The following is a 23,240-nucleotide window of genomic DNA, read 5'->3' as shown; positions in this document are numbered from 1 at the left end:
CGCAAGTTTGGACACATCCTCCAAAGCCTCTGAAGGCGTCTCAGGCACAAGCTTGGACGCATCCTCCAAAGGCTCTGAAGACGTCTCAGGCGCAAGCTTGGACGCATCTTCTATTTTTGCTTCTACTGGTTCTGTAAGTTTGGATATTTCTGACGTATTGCTTGATGGCAAGGGTGTCGGTTCAATGGAGCGGGGTTTTTCCTTTGGTTGAAAAGGTGCAAGACTATCGCGTTGTCCCTCGCCAATATGGCGAGCCTCTTCTTTCTCTTGGGGTTTAGTGGTTGGTTTAACGGCAGGGATTGCACGAAGCGGCGCGTTTACAGCGCCTTGTTGAGAGGAAAATTCTTCCATCAAAGGAGCAAGAGTCATAGGAATTGCTTCTAATGGTTGCGGCAAAGAGACAGAGTTTGTAAACTGAACGGCTCCCCAACTAAGAAAAATGACATGGACCACAAGGGATAAAGCCAAGCCTCGTTTCATGCTATGATAGGAGTCTTTGTTCATTCTTTATGCCTTAATTGATACCTTGTATTTTTTTATTTTTAATCACACTGTACTCTTTTAAAAAATTTAAAAACAACTCTTTAGGCAAATTTTATTATTTATTGCGCCAAACTTGCTAACGCAACTTGAGAAAATCCGGCTTTTTGAATATCCGCCAGAAGTTTTAAGACTTGTTGATATTCAACAGTTTTAGCGACCCGCACAAAAATCCGTTGATCTTTTTGTGTCGCATCGGCTTCCAGAAGAGTTTTAAGCTGTGCAATCAGCGCCTGTGATGTTTCATAATAATCTTGATTAATGGCAAAGCGTCCTGAAGCATCAAGTGAAACCGTCAGAGGTGTTTTTTGCGTGCGTACAGGTCCCGCTTGACTATGAGGCAAATCCAAAGGAACACCGTTTACTAAAAGGGGGGCAGAGACCATAAAAATAATGAGCAACACCAGCATCACATCCACAAAAGGGGTGACATTGATCTCACTCATCAGTTGGCTTCGTGAATGATGCCGTCTACGTGTTTTTTTTTGAGAAGAAGAAGCAACAGAAACGCCCATGGATAAGCTCCTTTTTATAAAGAGGAAGATGCTGAACGTGTTTCATCAATACGCCGCGATACAATGGTTGAAAATTCATCAGCAAAATTTTCTATTTGTGCAATGATGCGACCACTTTCATGGGTCAACTTATTATAGGCGATAACAGCCGGAATTGCCGCAAATAAACCAATAGCAGTTGCCAAAAGCGCTTCTGCAATCCCCGGTGCGACAATGGCAAGAGATGTATTTTGAGAAGCTGAAATAGAAAGAAAAGACTCCATAATACCAATAACGGTTCCAAAAAGTCCGATAAAAGGTCCCGCGGATCCAAGTGTTGCAAGAAAACCTAACTTTGATTCTATTTTTTCACTTTCACGTCCCAGTGTCAAATCCATAGCCTTATCAATTCTGCTCTGCAAACTTGTCGATGTATGGGTTCCTTTTTCAAGAGATTTTTTCCACTCACCCATTGCCGCCATAAAAACGGCCGATATGCTATTGGTGCGTTGACTTTTACATGAAGCATAAAGATCTTCTAGCGCTTTACCTGACCAAAATAGACGTTCAAATTGCTTTATTTCACGCCGTATTCTCCGATATGTAAAAATTTTATCAAAAATAATGGCCCAACTCCAAACGGAAGAAAGCAGCAACAAAACCATAACAGCTTTAACGACGAAACCCGCTTGCATAAACAAATGCAACATTCCCATTGTTTCTGGATTCGTTAGTTCTACATGCGGCATAATTTTTGTCCCTCTAAATGAAAGGTGCATTGATTAAAATTCTAATAAAACAGATTGTTTTATAGTTTCTAAATTTAAGCAAAAAATTTTAGTTTCACATAAATCCATGGGCTAAAACAAGACCTATTGTTTAATTTTTTTAGGTGATCATGCGCATCATCTCTCAAACTACCTCATCCCCATTTCACAATGGCATTCGTGAAAGGTATAACAATAAAGCCCCTCTGATATAAAAATGCATAATATCAAATCGACTATGCACCACGCTCTTTATGCTTATGATAAGAACACGAAATCATCATAGGCGTTCTAAGCTCAAAATATTGCGATAAAGCTTAGCACTTAAAAAAAATTTATAAGAGGCATTGTTATTCCCTTTTCAAGTGTTTTTATCCCCACGCATCAATATCGCTTATGATATGCAAGAAAATGCTTTTGATGCATTCACTGTAAAAGAGCTTGAAATGAAAAAATTTTACCCGTCTCAAAATTTTCATTTAAATTGCAACACACTCAATGAGCATTATCAATAAATATGTTATCACCATGAAAAATTACGCTTTGCCTCAAGCTCTTGTTCTCTCATTTTCCCTTAAGCTTAATAGGGTTCCCCCCTCAGGCACAAAAAACTAAAAATAAATCGCCATAAAACACCTTACCCCATGTCCATCATCCAATATGTCCATCATCCAATGCCCCCCATGGAGTCTCATCATATAGTCTCATATAATCGAGTGTAAGTTTCATGTAATCTTATTGTGCTGTTTGTGCTGTGAATTTTTTCCTTTCAATGCTCATCATCTCTCTAGCACCACGGTATAGCTTCAAAACTTCCATGACGTGCAAAAAACCTTTTCACCCTCTTTGACTTAATGAAATTTGACTTGATGAAAACCGCCCCCTTCATTCTTTTGGCTCACTTGCGCTATTTAACCATTATGGCATTAAAGATGATACATGAATTTTTACACAATTTTTTCAATGGGTTATATGTTACTCTTTTATGAAAGTGTAAGCAAACGGTTTTAATTATTTCGACTTTTAATTATTTCGACATGGATTAATTATTTCAACATGGAAAAGATTTGAAATGAGACAATTTTACGACACCGGTGGTTCCCATTCAGATTGAATAACGCTCTATTATTTTTATAAATCAATATGCCGTATATTTAATGAACCACACTTTTAACCAAGCATTTTTACAACAAGTTCTTTGGGTAAACGTCGCGGTTTTGCTTCCTCATTAATCAGAGCAATTTCAACTTTCGCTGTGACCAACGTGGTCTCTTCGTGTAAAATAGCTTGTTCCATAAAAAAGCGTGCCCCTTGGATATGATTAACACGTGTTTTAACGACTAAAAGATGATCAATTTTGGCTGGTCGTAAAAAACTCAATTCCATATGACGCACAACAAAAAACAGTTTTTCCCCCTCCATTCCTGCTGCTAACATCTTATTATTAAAACCGGTATCCCGCAAGAACTCTGAACGTCCTCGTTCAAAAAATTCCAGATAACGCGCATGATAAACCACACCAGAAAAATCTGTATCAGCAACATAAACACGGACCTGAAAATTATGAAAAGAATTTTTATGATTGCTCTTGAAAGGTGTTACTTCTGTCATTGACTTCACGTCCCATAAAATCATTTAGGATAAAAAATTGTTTATCAAGCATTCAACATATTTTTGTGTTGAAGTTGTGAAAAGCAAAAGCATAAAATCCTTCATTGTGCCCAATCTTTTGGGTCAGAATAGGCTAAACAAGAGCATAGCTCTTACCCGTTATACCCTTGCTATAAAATATTCACACCGTTTCTTTAAAAAGATGCCTCAGTCATCTTCCCCATCCCATAAAGTTGTCTGAAGCGATGCATTGTTTTGAGCATCAGACAGTTGAGCGCGCCTTTGTATAGACGTTGTCGCAGCAGGAGCAGAAAGTCCCAAATGGCTCCAAGCCTTTTCAGTGAGAATACGTCCACGAGCCGTTCTTTGAATAAACCCTTGTTGAAGCAGATAGGGTTCCACAATATCTTCAAGAGCATCGCGTGGTTCTGATAAAGCAGCTGCAATCGTTTCAATCCCCACCGGTCCTCCTAAAAAAGTTTCCGCAATCAGGAGTAAATAACGCCGGTCAAGCGGATCAAGCCCAAGATGATCCACCTCAAGGCGCGAAAGCGCTTCATCAGCGATTTTCCGATCAATTTGTTTTGCTTGTTTTACCAAAGCAAAATCACAAACGCGCCGTAAAAGCCGTCCAGCAATGCGTGGGGTTCCGCGTGCTCGGCGTGCAATTTCATGCGCACCATCATCACTGATCTTGACAGCAAAAAGCCGCGCATTACGTTGCACAATATATTCCAATTCTTCTATCGTATAAAAATTGAGACGAATTGGGATACCAAAACGGTCTCTCAAGGGTGTCGTCAAAAGCCCCAACCGTGTGGTTGCCGCCACCAAAGTAAATTTAGCCAGATCAATTTTAACCGAGCGTGCGGCTGGCCCCTCTCCAATAATCAAATCAAGTTGATAATCTTCCATGGCTGGATAAAGAATTTCTTCAATTGCTGGATTTAAGCGATGAATTTCATCAATAAACAAGACATCGCGTTCTTCAAGATTGGTCAAGAGAGCAGCTAAATCTCCTGCTTTAGCAATGACCGGTCCTGACGTAGAGCGAAAATTAACACCTAATTCTTTTGCCATAATCTGTGAAAGCGTTGTTTTTCCCAATCCTGGGGGTCCTACAAATAAAACGTGATCCAGCGCTTCTTGCCGGGTTTTTGCGGCTTCAATAAATATTTTTAAATTAGCCCGTGCCGCTTCTTGACCAATAAAATCATCAAGAACTTGTGGTCTTAAGGAACGATCAGGATCGTTAGGAAGAGATGTGGGCCCCAGAAGGCGTTGATCTTCATCTTTATGCATTGTTACCTTTTATTCAAGTAGGAGAAGAAAGCAATTTGAGACTATGGCGGATTAAAAGAGCAGAAGACACAGTTTCCCCCTCAAGAGCATTCATCGCAAGAGCAAGAGCACGAGCTGCGTGCTCTCGTTCAAACCCGAGCTTCATCAATGCGCAAAGCGCATCATGCGTCGGTTGATCGATCATCTCACGCTGAGGAACTGAAACAGTCTTGACCGCCTGTTCAAAGGGAAGTGTTTTACTTTTCAGTTCACCGACAATTCTTTCACTGACTTTTTTACCAACGCCCGGTGCTCGACTAATCATCGCCACATCATTTAAGGCGATAGCTTGTGCAAGTTCATCGGGCGATAAAGTCCCCAAGATTGCCAGAGCAACCTTTGCCCCTACACCTGGAACATTTTGTAGAAGACAAAACCACTCCTGTTCAGTTCTCGTTGCAAAACCAAAAAGGCGGATTGCCTCTTCGCGAACATGCGTTTCAATAAAGAGACTTAATGCCTCTCCAACAGAGGGCAAAGAAGGACGCAACCGATTTGAGATAAAAACGACATACCCCACACCATGGACATCAAGAAGGATATGGTCTTCAAAGATATGTTCAAGCGTACCCTTTAATTTACCAATCATGGTGTCATCCCAATCATATTGCCACCCTTGCCTGATAAGATTGACCAATGCTCTTACGATGCATGCTATGACAAAGAGCAAGAGCAAGAGCATCAGCGGCATCACTGCTATCAAATTCAGCCCGTGGGAGAAGAACTTTAACCATCATATGAATTTGTTCTTTAGCGCCATGTCCAACACCAATAACCGATTTTTTAACTTTGTTGGGCGCATATTCAAAAACAGGAAGATTTGCTTGCGCAGGAACCAGTAGTGCAATCGCACGCGCTTGCCCAAGTTTTAAAGTTGCTGTAGCATCTTTGTTGACAAACACATGTTCCACCGCAGCTTCATGGGGCATAAATTGATGAATAACCTCTGAAAGACCTTTATGGATTTGGCATAGTCTGGAAGCCAGCTCACACTGTACATCAGAAGCAACTGTTCCCGCAGCAATAAACTGAAGACGATTACCCGCAAGATCAATAACGCCCCACCCTGTCCGCCGTAGTCCCGGATCAATGCCTATAATACGAATCGTCTCTGCCATAGCGTTCAGTTTATACACTTTTCCCCCTCTTGAATAAAGGCTTAAGCCATAAAGAAAACAGCAGCAAAGAACAAAACCAGAAAAAAGAGGATCATGCATCATGAATTTGTACATTATAACACGCAAAAAACAGCAGCTTTCTGTGAGGCACGAATACAATCAAACAAAACCACCTCACAAGAAAAAAATCCTCTAAAAGTTTTCCCTCTCTATCATCTCTACCTTCTATCTCACATCTTCAATGTCATAACGACTAAACCACCACAAGCAAACAAAGAGAGGCGTTGTACTTTATAAATGTAAAGATACTTCTCTATGGGGAGTATATACTTCACGGAATCTTTTTACGTTAGACCTTACCCATGCTATGAACGTACACAAACATTGAGAGATGTTTTTTTAACATGCCCATCGCAGCACAAAAACACATAATAACATTTCCTAAGCAACACGGGTATTCCTATAGAACCTCATAGGATTCCGTAGAGCCCCTATAAAGTATTTTGCTCCTATAAAGCATTTTTATGACAATTTATTTTGTGATAACGTAAAGAGATCCCTCTCCTATACCCCTCCTCTTAAAACTGAGAGAACCCCAAAACTAAAACCCTAAAACTAAAACAATGCATTCTTGTAAGAGAACGCATTGATTGAACAAAATACCCTCGTATTATTCATGTTAAATAAAAATCCAGAATATCGAAAGATTTTCTCATGCCAAACCTGTTTTATGTTGTCGCAATCAAAACCACTCCTTTGCACGTCACAAGAAGAAGAGCTATGTGGGGAATGAAACTGTACAAGAAAAGACATGCTTCTTATGAACCATCTATAAATGTTAAGCACTGTAAAAACATGAGAGGTTGGCGAATGGTATGATGAGGCTGGTTCCTCTTTTATAATGAGGGGCTCAATGACTTTTATACACTTATACACCTCATAGAAGAATTTACCGTTATGCCATTCACGGACGACCGTCACGAAAAAAGGGGGCGTGCCTTAAGAGATATTTCTTTAAAGCGCAAGCGCGCAAATTGGCAGCATCAGTCTATTCCGTTTGAGGCGTTCATTATAACACAGGCCTTTCAGCCATTTTATGGGGCATAAATTATAGAGTCTTCCCTTCCCCCCACATCTCAAAGGACGAAGATTCCTACCAGCGTTATCTTATAAAAAACGCCTCTCGATAACTTCTTACTGCTGACCACTTATGTGACTCACTTCATAGACGCTAAAGATGCCCCCTGCCCTAAACACTCTTAAACAACGGTATTTTATGGTAGAATAGGATAAATTGATTATCCAAGAGCTTGCCTATATCTAGCATAGCCTGATCATTCTCATAGCCAAAAAACCGTACGATATAAAAAACAAGCGTTCTAGCGACAACAAGCGAAAGCCTATTCCCCTCAAAATCAGCCACAACCCATACCGTAATTCGAAATCAAGCGTCCATAAACTCAAGATCTTTTCTCATACTCAAAGAGAAATTAGGCAGAAAATACAAAATGAGTGAAAACAGAAAAAACACTCCAGATTGGTTTTCGTTACGCAATTCTGGTCATCAAAAATAGCAATACCACTCTAAATAGCGCCAGAAAGAAACAGTACTATCCTCTCAAAACATTCAAAGGCTGTTTTCAGCAATTCGATTTGTTTGTCCATTGGATTTTCATCACTCAAGTCACTAGCAACAGCCGTCTCCCATCCTGCCCGTAAATACTGTATGCGTGCCTCTAAACGCAGTGAATGAGCAACAAATTTGCGGAAAATTTCTGGGAGTTCATCCCAATGAGAGGTTTCAAGTTCTAAGGTCGATGTATGAAGGGAGACTTTGACGATTTCTTTTTTTATCTGTTCGGGTGACATTTCCCCTTCACGCAAAACAAGCAAACATCCTTTAAGAACGCCCAAAGGCTGTTTTCAGCAATTCGATTTGTTTTCCTACTGGATTTTCATCACTCAAGTCACTAGCAATAGCCGTCTCCCATCCTGCCCGTAAATACTGTATGCGTGCCTCTAAACGCAGTGAATGAGCAACAAATTGGCGGAAAATTTCTGGGAGTTTGTCCCAATGAGGGGTTTCAAGTTCCAAGGTCAGTGTATGAAGAGAGACTTTGACGATTTCTTTTTTTATCTGTTCGGGTGACATTTCCCCTTCACGTTCTGCCCGAAGAAGAAGGAGTTGAGAGGCAATCTGCATAAGTCGTGTACTTAAATACATCGCCTCTTTCGCATAGAGTGCAGAAACTTCTGCCGAAAGGGAACGGACCACGAGTTTCCCTTCTGCGTCAATATACGCTGCGGTTTTTTCAATCAGCGCCATTGTCTCTTCATAAAGACGATTAAAAGCATTTTCAAAAGCATTATGCTCAATCATGATAATAGGTTCATCATAGGGACGTTTATGTACGCTCACGCTTTTATACTCCAAGTATCAGCACAAAACCACACCACTCAACGAACAGAGTCTTAAAAAGTTTCTTTTATTGCTGTATAGAATGCTTTCTTTTGAAATGACTACCTCTTTTAAATTTTTTGCGCAACGCACTTTTTGTACTAAGGTTAACGCAGCCGAACAAGCACCATAGAAGCGTTTTTCTTATAAACGGATCAGTTTCCTTGAAAAAGCCCCCTGCAAAGTCCAACGTTTTTCACAATAATAGGCGACTCCAAATTGTAAAACAATACCCATTATTATTAAGAGGCTATCGGAAAAAAACGTTCCTGTCATCACTGTTTTTACAATTTGTCCAAACATTGCAAAAATGGTTCCGGTTACAAAGACTGGTAAAGGATATTTTCCTAAGATTGCTAAAGGATGTTTCTGAGATACATAAAACCATTTATTGACGCGTGGTAAAGAAAGAATGAGAAAAGATAATGCAAGAACATGGAGTAAACGGGGCAAGCTTAAAAAGGTTTTATTAAAATTGACCAACGGAGAAGACCAGCCCAACCATCCCAAAATGCCCCACCAATTTAAGCGAACCCATAACAGAGCCAACAAGAGATACATTGCTGCACAAACCAGCCAAAAAGACTGAAAAGCGATTTTTTTCCTTGTTTAAGTGCCAATAGGCTTAACGTGACAAAAGTAGTCAAAAGATACGCTCCATAGAGCTGAAAAGCTCTCTGCCAATATTTTCGGAGAATAAAAGCAAAAGGCTTCTGCTGTAAGCGTCCATGAAAACTCAATCCCAGCGAAATCCCTGAAAGCAAAACAAAAACTTCCGCAGAATCAGAAAAACCGAAATTTTTATGAGTTATATGCTCATAGAGAGTGCCAGGAATATGGTTGATGAAAATCGTCAACAGGGCTAAAGAACGAAAAACATCAATGCGTGTATCACGACAAAAAGGCTGCGCACTATGATTAACACCAGCGTGGTATTTCATAAACGGACTCCCACACGTAACAAAGCCCCTAAGTCACATAACCCCTAAGTCACATAATAAGTCACATAAAAAGAGTAGTTACTCTTCTTGCAAACAAGCATGAATAAGATGAAACTTTAACTTTGAAGAATCATTTTTTTCTAAGAAACAGAGATATGGCATGACACAACAAAAAAATAAACCGATTGAATCCCCTCTTTTTCCTCAATTGGTTTTAACACTCGATGTTCGACGCAACACCCCGCACGGCTTTTTGCGTCCAATTTTGCAAACAAAGTCCTTTGCATGCGTCATTCTTTATGATTCTGAAAAGCAAAAAGATGATGGCTCTTTTTTACAACAACAAGCGCAAATTTATGCAGAAGATATTCAAAACAATGACGCTGCTCTTCTCATCGCTGGTGACAGCCGCATTGCGGGACGCATAAAGGCTGATGGTTTACACATAGAAGATGATCTTAACGCCCTTGAAAGCTTTAAAAATCAGCAAAAGGAACAAAAAATCTTAGGATTTGGCAATCTACGCAATCGCCATAGTGCCATGCTTGCAGCAGAAACAAGTGTTGACTATCTCCTGTTTGGCAAATTAGGGGCTGATAAAAAAACCCAAGCGCACCCTCGTAATCTCCAATTAGCAGAGTGGTGGGCAGAGATTATGGAAACCCCTGCCATTATCCAAGCAGGAAGCGATTTTACAATGTTTGATGAAGCCTTAAAAACTGGATGTGAATTCATTGCTGTGGAAGAAGTTATTTTGGGGAACGACAACCCCTTAATATTGCTAAAAATGATGCAAGAAAAATGTGAAAACACCCCCTTGTAATATAGAGAGAGAATTTATAAATAAAGCGTTAACCTTTGCGTTGCTTACATAGAGCACATAGTGGAATATAAAAACAGTAGAAAAATTCGTTTCGTTCATTCATAATTCAATCAGATCGCTTTATCACGCAGTAAAATTTCCCATCATTTAGTCAAATTTTCCCACGTTTCAATCAACTAAATGAAAAGTGACGGTTTTTTTGTGCATAGTATAAAAAAATGGAATCATAAAGCTCTTTAAATTCAAATAGTTATAAAAATAACCCACCATTTTATATTAACAGCTAACAATATTGAAAGAATATGCACAGTGAAATATAGCGGAACGTTCGAAGACCTTAAAAATATAGTTAAAACAGCTGGATATAAAATCAAAGAAACTAAGTTTCTCTCACTTAATTCTTCTGGAGGATATCAGATCAAAACCTTCAATGGAGGCATACTTAACTGGTATGAAAATACAGGAACAATCAACTTTCAAGGCAAAGAAAATATAAAACAGAAGTTAATAGAAGACTTAGCAAAGCATATACAAGAAACATTAACGAATCCTTCCCTAAAAACTGCTTCCAACACCTCAAATAAAGAGATTTTTATCGTTCATGGTCATGATCATTATGCCTTAAAGGACCTTGAAAAGGCTCTTCTCAAGCTTGAGCTTAAACCATACATTTTACAAAATACGGGCGGTAATGGTTTAACCCTCATTGAAACTTTGAAAAAAGAAATTTGTAAAGGTTCTATAGGATTTGGCATTGTACTACTGACTCCCGATGATATTGGCTATGCCAAATCTGAAGGCAAACAAGCAGAACACCCCCGTGCGCGACAAAATGTTATTCTCGAGATGGGAATGTTAATCGCCATACTTCCTTTTGATAAAATAGCTATTTTATACAAAGAAGGCGTTGAAATCCCTTCAGATGTTAATGGAGTTTACTACCTTTCTTTTAAAGAACACGTAAAAGAGACATTTCCCCACCTTATTGAGCGCTTAAAAAAAGCGGAGGTCCCTTTTAATCAAGATGCAATTCCTCGTGCATTAAGTTCTATTTGAATAACGCTTACCTTTAGTTTTTAAAACGCCTTCCCCCAAGAAACATGGCACCCCACCACATCCCATAGAGCCCTCACGTTCTTTAAAGCCCCCTCACGTTCTTTAAAGACAAAGAAACGATTGCTCCCTGCTCTTGTTCAATAGCCCAAGCGATTATGCAAATTTTAATGAAGAGACTGCCTGTGAATTCATTGCCGTGGAAAAAATCATTTTAGTCCCTTTGATAAACGCGGATCTGATCTCATGATTTTGGTCATCGCTCCAGAGAGGTTGAAAGGTTGATAGTCTCTCATTAAAAAACACAACTCTCATTAAAAAACTATTTTTTATTGCCAACCTTCTGAAATTCCTTTATAAGTTAAAAGGTGTTTGGTCGCATACGCAACGACCAATAGGGATTCAAAAACCCGAAACCTAAACATGAATCGATCCCACTTTGTGGGTATCCCGGAATTCCGGGAGTTTTTGCTATGTCCAGGTGCTTACCAGCACTAAAAGCAAAAAAGCTGATTTAGGTTCAGTATTTTTGACTCCCGGAATACTTATGCGAGGGCGCTCGCAACCGGCGGGGAAAAATGCAAAATCAAAATCTTAATATTGATCTTTTTGTCGGCAAAAAAATTCGCTTGAGACGACAAATGCTAAAGATGTCTCAAAAAGCCTTAGGGCATGCTTTAGGGATAAGCTTCCAACAAGTTCAAAAATATGAAAACGGTTTAAATCGCGTAAGTGCAGGGCGGTTAAAGGAAATTTCCGATATTTTGAAGGTTCCCGTTTCCTTTTTTTATGCGGATATCATTACAAAACAACAGCCCCCTTATCATCATGATGAAATCGTCTCCAGCACAGAAGAATACCAACTGCTCAAAAAGTTTAGAGTTTTAACAACGGTAAAAAAGAAAGCCATTTTGCAGTTACTCTCTGATGAGAATACAACCTAAAATCATGCGATAGTGCACATCACGCTTTCAATGTCACCCCTTTTGTGAACGTTTTATTGCTTGAATAAAAAACATGCTGCCTTTCGCTGTACAAACTTATACGTACACTCTTTTTTATTACCATTCCTCTAAAAATTACTTTATGTTATTGAGAGATGTTTTGATTGCATACACAACAATAAAGAGAGCTCTAAAGCTTGAAATCTAAACATGAATCAACCCCGCTTTGCCGGTGTTCTGAAATTCCGGGAGTTTTTGCTCTGTCCAGGTGCTTTTCAGCACTAAAAGCAAAAAGGCTGATTAGGTTTCAGTATTTTCAAGCTCCCGGAATACGCATAAGGGGGCGCTGGCACTTGGCGGGGACAATGCAAACCAACACTCTTAATATTGATCTTTTTGTCGGCAAAAAAATTCGCTTGAGACGACAAATGCTAAAGATGTCTCAAAAAGCCTTAGGGCATGCTTTAGGAATAAGCTTCCAACAAATTCAAAAATATGAAAATGGCTTAAACCGTGTAAGCGCAGGGCGGTTAAAGGAAATTTCCGATATTTTGAATGTTCCCGTTTCCTTTTTTTATGCGAATATCATCACGAAACAACTGCATTCAATGTCACCCCTTTTGTGAACGCTTTATTGCTTGAATCAAAACATGCTGCCTTTCGCTGTACAAACTTATACGTACACTCTTTTTTATTACCATTCCTCTAAAAATTACTTTATGTTATTGAGAGATGTTTTGATTGCATACACAACAATAAAGAGAGCTCTAAAGCTTGAAATCTAAACATGAATCAATCCCGCTTTGCCGGTGTCCTGAAATTCCGGGAGATTTTGCTATGTCCAGGTGTGTTTCCACACTAAAAGCAAAAAAGCTGATTTGAGTTCAGTATTTTTGACTCGCGGAATACGCATAAGGGGGCGCTGGCACTTGGTGGGGGAAAATGCAAATCAACAAGCTTAATTAACGACATTTTCATTGGCAAAGAAAACACACTATATCATCTGCCCGAGCAAACAATATCCAATAAGAATAAGAAAAATAGTTATGCTTTATTGCTTGCATCAAAACCACACGACCTCTCATTAAAAACTATTTTTTATTGCCAACCTTCTGAAATTCCTTTATGAGTTAAAAAGTGTCTTGGTCGCATACGCAACGACCAATAGGGATCTAAAAACCCGAAACCTCGTACATCAAATTACCCCACTTTGTGGGTATCCCGGAATTCCGGGAGATTTTGCTATGTCCAGGTGCTTTTCTGCACTAAAAGCAAAAAGCTGATTCGAGGTCAGTGTTTTTAGACTCCCGGAATACTTATGCGAGGGCGCTCGCAACCGGTGGGGACAATGCAAAATCAAAATCTTAATATTGATCTTTTTGTTGGCAAAAAAATTCGCTTGAGACGACAAATGCTAAAAATGTCTCAAAAAGCTTTAGGGCATGCTTTAGGGATAAGCTTCCAACAAATTCAAAAATATGAAAACGGCTTAAACCGTGTAAGTGCGGGGCGGTTAAAGAAAATTTCTGATATTTTGAAGGTTCCCGTTTCCTTTTTTTATGCGGATATCATCACAAAACAACACCCCTCTTATCATCATGATGAAATCATCTCCAGCACAGAAGAATATCAGCTGCTCAAAAAGTTTAGAGTTTTGACAACGGTAAAAAAGAAAGCCATTTTGCAGTTACTCTCTGATGAGAATACAACTTAAAATCATGCGATAGCGTATACCTCGCTCTTATAACGCGACACGCTCTATAGAGCCTATATGTTCTCTTCATCAACATTCCGCGTTCTTCATTAGCAACTCATTACATATTTGAAAAGGACAACCTCATCATAGACGTTTTTTTGGGTGATAAGGGGATAAGCATTGATAATAGAAGAAAGCCTCTCTGGATAATTCTTTCATCATTGTTGTTTTAAAGTTGTTTAAAATAGGATTGTTTAAAACAGTCTGGTTCTTGTCGAGGTGTATATTATTTTTATAAACGTGCCTAAACCTAACTTAACTGAAAGAAAAAATAAGATAGCGATAAAACGCTTATATGGCTTGTAATGATGAAAGAAAAATGTGAAAATTCTGATTGGTAATGAGGAGGAAACATCGATGATCAAGAAAAGCGTTAAACTGCTTATCCTAAGTATAATGGGATTTGCAAATTCTGTTGTAAATTCTTCTGGAAACCTTGAAGAACTCTCAGATTTTGAACGCTCTTTCAATACGATTCAAGAATCTTCAAACTCAGAAAAATCTTTTCAACCCTTAAAAGCCGGCGACTATGACCAAGCCTATGACTATTACATCCAAGGTTATTATTTAAAAGCTTTTCGTGAAGCCCTCCGTCGTGCTGAAAAAAATGATCCTTTTGCCCAAACGCTTCTTGCCCGAATTTATATGGAAGGATGCGCGATTCCTATTGACGGCGCGCGCGCTGCTTTATGGTTTGAACGTGCAGCAAAACAGGGGGAGCCCCAAGCACAACTCCGCTATGGGCTTATGTTATTTGATGGTCATTTTGTCACCCAAAATCAAGAACTTGGTGAACAGTTTATTCGAAAATCTGTCAACGCAGGCGTTAAAGAAGCCTATTTTTATTATGGACAACTTCTTCTTTATAAAGTCTCACGTGAAAAACAAAATCTTCCCGGCGTCTCTTTTCAAAACCGCGAAAATGAAGCAATCGAGCAAGCTTTAAAATTGTACTTAAAAGGAGCCGCTCTTGGGGATGCTGAAGCTGCTTTTGCGGCAGCAAAAATTCTTTCCTTAGGCACTTTAAATCGCCCAAAGGATGATCGTAATGCCCGCAAACTCATGGAGGTAGCAGCTCAAAACAACCACTTAAAAGCTCAACTTTATTTAGCACAATGGCTTATACAGGGCCGTGGAGGAAAAACAGATTTTGAGCGTGCTTTTCATTTGCTGCTTCACAATGCCACTAATATGATCGCTCCAGCACAAATTTCTCTTGCAAGACTTTATCGAGACGGCATCGGAACAAAAGTGGATATAATCATGGCAGCAGCATGGTATATGCTTGCAAAGGAGGCAAAAATGCAAGCCCCTGATCTTGAAGTAATGCTCCAAGGTATGAACAACACACAACGAGAAAAGGCTCAAAAAGAAGCCATAAAGATCCTTCCTGTTTTTTAAAACCGCTGTAAAAAAGATACACACTGTCTGATCAAGTGTAACCGAAAAAACAAACAAAAAACATAACAGAAATTCTATACCTGCTAAAAAGCCAGCAAAAAGCATCTGATTTTGAAATAGAGTTCTCCCTCTTGACCGTCATGCCCCCATTTTCTTTACCTCATGAAAGTACAAACTGACACCATCATACGTTTTGTCAATTCTCAATATTGCAACAGCCCTTACCCCTTGAGAAAATTCATACCCTTGAGAAAATTCATAAAATATATTTTATTTTCATAAAAACGCTTGAGATAAATGCTCTTCTTTGCTTAAAAAAGATAAAGTTTATAGGAATTCTGGGAGATTTTGCACTGTCTAGGTGCTTTTCAACACTAAGAGAAAAAAGGTTGATTAGGTTTCAGTATTTTCAAGCTACCGGAATACGCATAAGGGGGCGCTTGCACTTAGCGGGGAACAATATAATCTCAAAATCTTAATATTGATCTTTTTGTGGGCAAAAAAATTCGCTTGAGACGACAAATGCTAAAAATGTCTCAAAAAGCCTTAGAGCACGCTTTAGGTGTAAGCGTTCAGCAAATTCAAAAATATGAAAAAGGCTTAAATCGTGTCAGCGCGGGGCGATTAAAGGAAATTTCCGATATCCTCAATATTCCAGTTTCCTTTTTTTATGCAGATGTCATCACAAAACAACATGCCCTCTCTCCTCACGATGAAGTCATCTCCAGCATAGAGGAATATCTGTTTCTCAAAAGATTTAGAACATTCACTTCGATAAAGCAAAGAGCCATGCTACAGCTCATCGCTGATGAGAACGCAAGCGAATATCATACTATAGGACGCACCATACTCTGTTCTTGCCTTACACACCTTAACGGAAAGAAATCCCTTCCCGATCTTGTTGGCAAACAAGCTGACTTCTCAGAACGGGACTCATTGCGCTTCCCATTTCATGGTATTCATGACACAGGATTATCCGGACAAGTTCCGTCTTCACATATTCACCACGCATTCTCATAAACAACACCTCATGGTTTTACAGAACCTCTATCATTAATCCCAATAATATTTTACGATACAATGAAATAAAATTTCCCCAAAACCCCAAAAAATTTTGCACAAATTTTTAAAAAGCTTGCGTCTAAGCGCTTTTTATGATCTTGCAAAGAACTGAAAAATAAAAATACATAAAGGTCCTTTTGCACTTAAGTTTTTCTCTTTGCAACAACCATAAGCAAGGAAGTCCGAGCAAAAACAATGAAGTGCACACAAAGGGACCATGCAAGAAACAATGAGAAAGCCGCAAGGCTAATAAGGGAATTTGAGCCCAAAATAACAAAAGCGCTCAGTGTTAAAGGCAGCAAAGAAGAGCGCCATAAGGACAACAGAAGAGCTCTTTTTGCAAGAATGGAATTGGATAGAAACGATGAAAATTAATGGCAATGAAATTCGTCCTGGTAATGTGATCGAGCATCAAGGAAGCTTGTGGGTTGCGGTAAAATGTAATGCCGTTAAACCAGGAAAAGGTGGTGCATTTAATCAAGTTGAAATGAAAAATTTACTTGATGGTACAAAACTCAATGAACGCTTTCGTGCGGCTGAAACGGTTGAACGCGTGCGTCTTGAACAAAAGGATTTCACCTTTCTTTATCAACAAGGGGATGCTTTGGTCTTTATGGATTCAGAATCTTATGAACAACTTGAACTCCAAAAGGACTTTGTTGGTGAACGCGCCGCTTTTCTCCAAGATGGGATGACTGTCACGGTTGAACTTTATCAAGAAAAGCCTATTGGCATCTCACTTCCTGATCAAGTTGCTGTCACGATTGCAGAAGCCGATCCAGCACTTAAAGGGCAAACGGTCACCGCTTCTTATAAACCAGCTATTCTTGAAAATGGTATTCGTATTCTTGTCCCCCCTTTTATGAATGCCGGTGAACGTATCATTGTCGACACCAACGAGTTGATTTATTTGCGCCGTGCAAATGAAAAAGATAAATAAAGGAATACAACATGACCCATTCTGCAATCATGAATGTCATGGTGCAAGCTGCAATGAAAGCAGGGCGTTCGCTCGTGCGTGATTACGGTGAAGTGCAAAATTTGCAAGTGTCTTTAAAAGGTCCTTCAGATTACGTCAGCCAAGCCGATCGCAAAGCGGAAAAAATTATTTTCAATGAACTGAGCAAAGCACGCCCCAAATTTGGTTTTCTGATGGAAGAGTCTGAAGAAATCATTGGAGAAGATTCCCAACATCGTTTTATTGTTGACCCTTTGGATGGCACCACAAATTTTCTCCATGGTATTCCTTTTTTTGCTGTTTCCATTGCTTTAGAAAGCCAAGGCAAAATCGTTGCGGGTGTCATTTACAATCCCGTGAGTGATGAACTCTTTACCGCAGAACGCGGCAGCGGTGCTTTTTTTAACGACCGGCGCAGTCGTGTTTCTGCACGGAAAAGATTAGAAGATTGTGTCATTGCCACGGGCATGCCTCATTTGGGACGCCCCGGCCATGGAACTTACCTTATTGAATTGCGCAATATGATGATGGAAGTTGCTGGACTTCGCCGTTTTGGTGCTGCTTCTCTTGATTTAGCTTATGTTGCTGCTGGAAGAATTGATGGATATTGGGAAGACAACTTGCAAATTTGGGATATGGCTGCTGGAATATTGATGGTCCGTGAAGCCGGAGGTTTTGTCACCGATAAAGAAGGTGGTGATGATATATTCCGCAAAAAGAACATCATTGCCGGCAATGAGCACATTCGTACCAAGTTAGAAAGAACCCTCAAAAAAGGCATTTAGCTCTTACATTGAAGTCTTAAAAAGGGGCAATCTCAAAAAGGGGGCTTTTTAAAAAGCAATACGAGCGCCCCCATCTGAATATTCCTCCATCACACAACCTCTCTCTTATCACATTGCGCAATATGATGATAGAAGTTGCGCAATGTGCTGATAAAAGCCGCAAAACTTCACCGTTTTGGCTTTGCTGCTCTTGATTGAGCTTATCCGCTAGTCGAGCCGAGCACTTTTGGAAAGAAAACCTGCAAATTTGCAACAAAACGACCGGCATATATGGCTCACAAAACCGGTGGTTTTGTTACCGATAAAGAAGGCGGTAACGATATATTCCGCAAAAAACATCATCGCCAGCAATGAACATATTCGCACTAAGTTCGAAAAAAATTCAAAAAAGGCATTTCTCAGCCTATTTATCGGCTCTTTTGCCATAAGCCAGCACCATCACACACTTGTGCCACTCTCCAATGTTGCTGCAGCCCTTGAAATTTGAGAGGATTCATAAAAAGCCATTTTCCTTCTCAAGTATTTTACGCCACACGAGACTTTCCCGCTTGGGATATGCAAGAAACATCGTTTTGATTGGTTCACCATACACAGGTTTGAAATAAGAAAATTTTATGATTTTAGAAGCTCTCATTCAACGTAGAAAACAATGAATTACCCTTATAAATCAACGTGAAGGTGCTGTTATAAAAAGAGCTCTCTCCTGCAATCCATAGAAATTAACTTGGCATCGTTTTATATTCTACATAAAGAAAGCGTTTTTATAAAAAATGCTCCACCTCAAGCAGGGAAAAGAACAGCCAGAATTCAAAAAGAAAATGCCTCAATTTTTACCCCCTTTTTTCGTCTTAATTCTTATCCCTCTTTTTTTCATGAGCCCTTAAATTAATAATCCTCTGCCTGTAAAACGTTGTATTCACATCCAAGAAGGCTGCTCTTGTATCAAGATCCCTTATTCGGGTGAAAATTGCAATTTTGCAAGATAAGCATAAACGCCATTTTTTGCGACAAGTTCGGCATGGGTTCCTTCTTCCACAAGGGCGCCTTTATCCATCACAAGAATACGATCCGCTTTTAAAATGGTTGCCAAACGATGCGCAATCACCAATGTTGTGCGATTTTGCATCAACCCTTCTAAAGCATCTTGCACGAGCTTTTCACTGTTTGCATCTAAAGCGGATGTTGCTTCATCCAGAAGCAAGAGGGGTGCCTTTCTTAAAATCGCCCGTGCAATAACAATGCGCTGCTGTTGCCCCCCAGAAAGCATGATCCCACGTTCTCCCACTTGCGTATCTAAACCATCAGGTAAAGATTCAATAAATTCAAGTGCATTGGCTGCTTTAGCGGCAGCAAGAATTTCTTCTTCCAGAGCATTTTCAGTTCCAAAAATAATATTATCACGCAATGTACCATCAAAAATGGCGACATCTTGCGGAACATAAGAGATTGCCTCACGTAAATCTTGCAAAGAAAGACGATCAATTTCCATACCATCCAAGCGAATTTTTCCACTTGTCGGATCATAAAAACGAAGGATCAAAGAAAAAATGGTACTTTTTCCTGCCCCTGAAGCTCCAACAAAAGCAACTGTTTCGCCTGCTTTGATAGAAAATGAAAGCGAGCGTAAAATCTTTTCTTGTGGTCTAGAAGGATAGGTAAAATCAACATGATCAAAAATAAGTTCACCTCGAACAGGATGCACCAATGATAAAGGATTTTTAGGAGCTAAAATCATAGGCTGTTCTTGTAACAATTCAGCAAGCCGTTCAGCAGCGCCTGCTGCTTGAATGAGTTCTGCCCCCAATTCTGATAATTGCGCAAAGGTTGAGGCTCCAAAAACCGCATAAAGGACAAATTGCCCTAATGTCCCCCCCGTCATCGTCCCATTCAAAACATCACGCGATCCAATCCATAAAACAGCAACCACACTGCTAAAAACCAAAAAAATTGCAAAACCGGTAAAAAAGGAACGCAAAATTACAGAAGCCCGCGCTGTCTGAAAGGCGCGTTCTATCATCTGTGAAAAACGTGTCGCAACAAGTTTTTCAGCAGTAAAAGCTTGCACCGTGCGAATAGCGCTGACCTGTTCTGTCGCAACAGTATTGGCATCAGCGAGGCGATCTTGCGCTGTACGCGTACGCGCACGAACTTTACGCCCAAAAACCACCAAAGGAAGTGCCACAATAGGAATAGCAGCCAAAACCAGCAAAGATAATTTAGCATTGGTGATCACCATCATCACAACAGCTCCGATCACGATAATCAGTTGACGCAAAGCGGTAGAGGCGGTCGAGCCAACGGCCAATTTTATTTGTGTCGTATCTGTTAGAAGTCTTGAAACAATCTCGCCTGAATGCGACCGATCAAAAAAAGCAGGAGAAAGTTTCATAATATGGATAAACACATCACGCCGTAAATCAGCAACAATCCGTTCTCCCAATGTGATAACACAATAGTAACGACAAGCTGAAGAAAATGCGAGAATCAAGGCTAATAAAAACAAAATGCCAAAGTAAAAATTGATATGTCCATGGCTTGAGCGAGAAAACCCATGATCAAACATTTGTCGGATCGCTATGGGTAAAACTAATGTAACAAGGGCGGCAACAGATAAAGCAAAAAAGGCAAAGATGAATAACCAACGATAGCGCAAAAGATAAGGAAAAAAAATAGCAAGCGAAGAAAAGGAAGATTTCTCAAGAGAGGATTTTGTAGATTTTTCTGAATGACGATATAATTTCATAAAACTTCTCTCACTATATTAAAAGATTCATAACACTTGACAAAATGATGTATCTTGAACACTTGTTTTTTAATGCGTGCTCAGCTATAGGAATAAATACTTTAAATCAATGTATCAAAAAGACAAAGGAAGCGCACTTAAAAAAATCGAGTAAGTGTTCTTTCATTCTATAAACGTAAAAGGTTTGACGCATGAAAGCGAATATTCATCCTAACTATCACAAAATTACCGTTGTTATGACGGATGGAACTCAATATACAACGCGCTCCACTTGGGGAAAAGAGGGGGATACGCTCAATCTAGATATTGATCCAAGAACGCATCCAGCCTGGACAGGTGGGTCCCAGACACTTGTAGACCGTGGTGGTCGCCTTTCTAAGTTTAAAAATCGTTTTGGTAATATTGGTATGTAAAATTCTCATTCTCGTGGGGCACAAAGATTTTAAACAAAACGATTACCTCATTAAGCGCGTGTTTTTTTGTACTGTCAAAGAGTGCATTTTAAAGATTCATTCAAAAATGCATCCAACAGAAAGAGATAGAGCTCAATTTTTTATAAATCATAGTGGCTGCGTTTTTTAATTCAAAAATCGTTTTGAAATACGAGCGTAAACCTTTTCCCATAGAGTATAAAGACTTCCAATAAAATAATTGCAAACAGTTCATATTTTTCGAACTGAAAATGCTATGGAAGAATAAATTCTCGCCGCAGCTAAAGCGGAAAATGCACTTGAATTTATTCAAGCTTTACCCGATGGTTTGGAGACACAAGGAGGAAAAGGTGGGCCCATACTTTCTGGGGGGCAAAAGTGGTGCATCGGTATTGCAAGGGCGATTTTAAGAAAGGCACCATGAAAAGCTTTCCCCTTATATTATAGAGCCGCGTGAGAAAGACAAAACAAGCCGTTTTTGTATCTTAAGTCAAAGGCAACGTTAGGCATCCCTATAATGGTTGCCTTGATCTTAAGAATAAAGGCTTGTTAATTCCTTCATTAAATGCAAATTTTATGTCATGTTTTGGAGAGCGATTATTAAGAATTTGAGAAGCTGTCCGACTCTCATTTTAATTTGTGTGCAAACGAAGTGCGCTCTCTTATTCAAAGAGAATAAATTCATACTCAGCAGGTGCTAAACGTAATAAGAGAGCCTCATAACCCCACATAGCATACAGACAGCAAACAGAAAAAACGCCTTCACCAATTGTTAAAAGTAATGTGAGCGATATCCCATCTTCATCTGCCGTTGCTTCGCGGCGTTGTAAGAGGTATCCGAAAAAAAGAAAAAGCACGCTATTCCACTCCCAGCCACAAAGAAGCTCAGTACCCTATGAACCAGTCCACGCATGTTGAACATGATAAGAAAAATTGTGAAAATAAACACTTTCCATATCACAACTAATATTATACGTACTATATTGAATATTTTACGTATTATAGTTGAAGAAATGCTCTTTTTTGCGTCTGGATTTTCTTCTTTAATATCGCTCTTGTTAGCAGATATGCCGTTCACGACTCCCCCCTCTATTCTTCAGTCATTCTACTATAAAGATGAACTATTTTTCCATTATAGCATCACAAATACAAGAAAAATGTATTCATTCTAATAAAATGACATACATTTTATTGAGATGCAAATCCATTTTTGTTAGCAAAAGCTGTTAAATCCCTTCGTTAATAAAAAGATTCCCCCTTGAAGAGGAAGCTATCCTGATACACAAAAGCTTCATAAACTGTATGTCTAATCCAATCAGAAATCACAGCTCTTCAATCTACCCGCTTCCTCAACCTTTGAGACTGCAATCAAATGGATTCTGCTGATGACAAGCAATGATAACATGAAAAGGAGAGAATATCGCACGGTCAAATTCTTCTCAATATAGTATCAGTTTTATGATTATAGTATCAGTTTTATGATTTTCACTTAAAAAACAAGGGCACACCTCATGAGTCACAACACAACTAAAATACTGCGCATTCATAAATTTCCTTTAAAGTACTTTCTCTCCTTCTTACAATCGCACCTCTCCCGCAATCTTATCTCTCGATGCAATTCATAAAAACTTTTAAAATATCCAAGGAAAAAACTCTCTGAGAAAGCTTTCAAACCTAAAACGTCCTCACCATTTTTATCATGATGAGAACATCCCAAATCCCGCAGAAACATGCAAAATCTTCCCGCATTTAGGCATAGAGTTTGTGCGTCAAGCGCTCACCTTTTCCTACTCTTTTGTCTATTGTCCTAGAGCTGCAAGATGATTCATCCGAGCACGATGACAAAATGCCTTTTGTGCAACAGCAATATTTTCGTCTTTTCCAGCCCATACTTTTAAAGCAGCCGCTTGCAATGCGCGTCGATCAAGAAAAGGTCAATTTCCAAGGCAATGGCCCCATAGAATTCATGGCCGATAAATGCGCCGTTGCTTCTTGATCAGATTGCCCGTAAGAC

19 protein-coding genes and 6 pseudogenes are annotated in these 23,240 nt (G+C 39.4%); 12 read left to right on the top strand and 13 right to left on the bottom strand.

The genetic code is table 11. From position 1 onward, the window contains the following. The 10 genes and pseudogenes from BN338_RS12175 to opgC form a co-directional block, all read right to left on the bottom strand. Nucleotides 1–504: pseudogene (locus BN338_RS12175) on the bottom strand (cell envelope biogenesis protein TolA); the annotation flags it as partial. Nucleotides 505–602: 98 nt separating this feature from the next. Then, a complete protein-coding gene (tolR, locus tag BN338_RS08055) occupies nucleotides 603–1,055 on the bottom strand; it encodes a protein TolR (RefSeq protein ID WP_039760825.1) in 453 nt (150 codons plus the stop codon). Nucleotides 1,056–1,069: 14 nt separating this feature from the next. Continuing rightward, complete coding sequence (gene tolQ / locus BN338_RS08050; RefSeq protein WP_039760822.1) at nucleotides 1,070–1,783, bottom strand: protein TolQ; 714 nt, start codon at nucleotides 1,781–1,783, stop codon at nucleotides 1,070–1,072. 1,188 nt (nucleotides 1,784–2,971) lie between these two features. Then, entirely contained in the window at nucleotides 2,972–3,412 is a 441-nt protein-coding gene (gene ybgC, locus BN338_RS08045) for a tol-pal system-associated acyl-CoA thioesterase (protein WP_039760819.1), read from the bottom strand. Nucleotides 3,413–3,619: 207 nt separating this feature from the next. Further along, the gene (gene ruvB / locus BN338_RS08040) at nucleotides 3,620–4,714 is read right to left on the bottom strand and encodes a Holliday junction branch migration DNA helicase RuvB (RefSeq protein ID WP_039760817.1); all 1,095 of its coding nucleotides are present in this window, start codon (nucleotides 4,712–4,714) and stop codon (nucleotides 3,620–3,622) included. 13 nt (nucleotides 4,715–4,727) lie between these two features. Then, on the bottom strand, nucleotides 4,728–5,342 hold the full coding sequence (gene ruvA / locus BN338_RS08035) for a Holliday junction branch migration protein RuvA (RefSeq protein WP_039760815.1): 615 nt from the start codon (nucleotides 5,340–5,342) through the stop codon (nucleotides 4,728–4,730). Nucleotides 5,343–5,355: 13 nt separating this feature from the next. After that, nucleotides 5,356–5,871 carry a crossover junction endodeoxyribonuclease RuvC gene (gene ruvC, locus BN338_RS08030; protein WP_039760865.1) on the bottom strand — a complete coding sequence of 172 codons (516 nt, stop codon included), beginning with the start codon at nucleotides 5,869–5,871 and terminating at the stop codon, nucleotides 5,356–5,358. 1,584 nt (nucleotides 5,872–7,455) lie between these two features. After that, the gene (locus BN338_RS08025; RefSeq protein WP_425277467.1) at nucleotides 7,456–7,755 is read right to left on the bottom strand and encodes a DUF1465 family protein; all 300 of its coding nucleotides are present in this window, start codon (nucleotides 7,753–7,755) and stop codon (nucleotides 7,456–7,458) included. A gap of 16 nt (nucleotides 7,756–7,771) precedes the next feature. Then, nucleotides 7,772–8,290 (bottom strand): DUF1465 family protein, encoded by a 519-nt coding sequence (locus BN338_RS08020; protein WP_039760812.1) that lies wholly within the window; start codon nucleotides 8,288–8,290, stop codon nucleotides 7,772–7,774. A 183-nt stretch (nucleotides 8,291–8,473) separates the two neighbouring features. Continuing rightward, a pseudogene (gene opgC, locus BN338_RS08015) lies at nucleotides 8,474–9,270 on the bottom strand (OpgC domain-containing protein). A 160-nt stretch (nucleotides 9,271–9,430) separates the two neighbouring features. Between opgC and BN338_RS08010 the strand changes: the two are divergent. The 10 genes and pseudogenes from BN338_RS08010 to BN338_RS11730 all read left to right on the top strand — a co-directional run bounded on the left by BN338_RS08010 (nucleotide 9,431) and on the right by BN338_RS11730 (nucleotide 18,539). Further along, a complete protein-coding gene (locus BN338_RS08010; RefSeq protein ID WP_039760809.1) occupies nucleotides 9,431–10,093 on the top strand; it encodes a thiamine phosphate synthase in 663 nt (220 codons plus the stop codon). Nucleotides 10,094–10,402: 309 nt separating this feature from the next. Then, nucleotides 10,403–11,149, top strand: a complete 747-nt coding sequence (locus BN338_RS08005) for a TIR domain-containing protein (RefSeq protein WP_039760807.1) — start codon at nucleotides 10,403–10,405, stop codon at nucleotides 11,147–11,149. Between the two features lie 575 nt (nucleotides 11,150–11,724). Then, the gene (locus BN338_RS07995) at nucleotides 11,725–12,090 is read left to right on the top strand and encodes a helix-turn-helix domain-containing protein (protein ID WP_039760804.1); all 366 of its coding nucleotides are present in this window, start codon (nucleotides 11,725–11,727) and stop codon (nucleotides 12,088–12,090) included. Nucleotides 12,091–12,455: 365 nt separating this feature from the next. Next, a pseudogene (locus BN338_RS07990) lies at nucleotides 12,456–12,689 on the top strand (helix-turn-helix domain-containing protein); the annotation flags it as partial. Between the two features lie 749 nt (nucleotides 12,690–13,438). Next, nucleotides 13,439–13,804: a helix-turn-helix domain-containing protein gene (locus tag BN338_RS07985; protein ID WP_039760860.1), complete on the top strand. Its 366-nt coding sequence runs from the start codon at nucleotides 13,439–13,441 to the stop codon at nucleotides 13,802–13,804. Nucleotides 13,805–14,203: 399 nt separating this feature from the next. Continuing rightward, a complete protein-coding gene (locus BN338_RS07980; protein ID WP_039760802.1) occupies nucleotides 14,204–15,247 on the top strand; it encodes a tetratricopeptide repeat protein in 1,044 nt (347 codons plus the stop codon). A 480-nt stretch (nucleotides 15,248–15,727) separates the two neighbouring features. Continuing rightward, nucleotides 15,728–16,069, top strand: a pseudogene (locus BN338_RS07975) (helix-turn-helix domain-containing protein); the annotation flags it as partial. 604 nt (nucleotides 16,070–16,673) lie between these two features. Continuing rightward, nucleotides 16,674–17,249: an elongation factor P gene (gene efp / locus BN338_RS07965; RefSeq protein ID WP_039760798.1), complete on the top strand. Its 576-nt coding sequence runs from the start codon at nucleotides 16,674–16,676 to the stop codon at nucleotides 17,247–17,249. Between the two features lie 11 nt (nucleotides 17,250–17,260). Next, nucleotides 17,261–18,052, top strand: a complete 792-nt coding sequence (locus BN338_RS07960) for an inositol monophosphatase family protein (RefSeq protein ID WP_039760795.1) — start codon at nucleotides 17,261–17,263, stop codon at nucleotides 18,050–18,052. Nucleotides 18,053–18,278: 226 nt separating this feature from the next. Then, on the top strand, nucleotides 18,279–18,539 hold the full coding sequence (locus tag BN338_RS11730) for a hypothetical protein (protein WP_156809272.1): 261 nt from the start codon (nucleotides 18,279–18,281) through the stop codon (nucleotides 18,537–18,539). A gap of 465 nt (nucleotides 18,540–19,004) precedes the next feature. Here the strand turns inward: BN338_RS11730 and BN338_RS07955 are convergent, their stop codons facing one another. After that, a complete protein-coding gene (locus BN338_RS07955; protein ID WP_039760794.1) occupies nucleotides 19,005–20,795 on the bottom strand; it encodes an ABC transporter transmembrane domain-containing protein in 1,791 nt (596 codons plus the stop codon). Between the two features lie 191 nt (nucleotides 20,796–20,986). On the opposite strand from BN338_RS07955, the gene rpmE reads away from it, so the two are divergent. After that, on the top strand, nucleotides 20,987–21,208 hold the full coding sequence (rpmE, locus tag BN338_RS07950; protein ID WP_005774581.1) for a 50S ribosomal protein L31: 222 nt from the start codon (nucleotides 20,987–20,989) through the stop codon (nucleotides 21,206–21,208). 253 nt (nucleotides 21,209–21,461) lie between these two features. Further along, a pseudogene (locus BN338_RS13530) lies at nucleotides 21,462–21,647 on the top strand (ABC transporter); the annotation flags it as partial. Nucleotides 21,648–21,888: 241 nt separating this feature from the next. Here the strand turns inward: BN338_RS13530 and BN338_RS07945 are convergent. Together BN338_RS07945 and BN338_RS11260 are read right to left on the bottom strand one after the other, a co-directional pair. Beyond that, entirely contained in the window at nucleotides 21,889–22,083 is a 195-nt protein-coding gene (locus tag BN338_RS07945; RefSeq protein ID WP_244427639.1) for a hypothetical protein, read from the bottom strand. A gap of 942 nt (nucleotides 22,084–23,025) precedes the next feature. Further along, nucleotides 23,026–23,240: pseudogene (locus BN338_RS11260) on the bottom strand (class I fructose-bisphosphate aldolase); the annotation flags it as partial.

Origin of the sequence: Bartonella queenslandensis AUST/NH15 (genome assembly GCF_000312585.1) — a bacterium.
GTDB classification, from domain to species: domain Bacteria; phylum Pseudomonadota; class Alphaproteobacteria; order Rhizobiales; family Rhizobiaceae; genus Bartonella; species Bartonella queenslandensis_A.
Note: the sequence above shows the minus strand (reverse complement) of the source record. Positions and strands in the feature narration are given on the sequence as shown.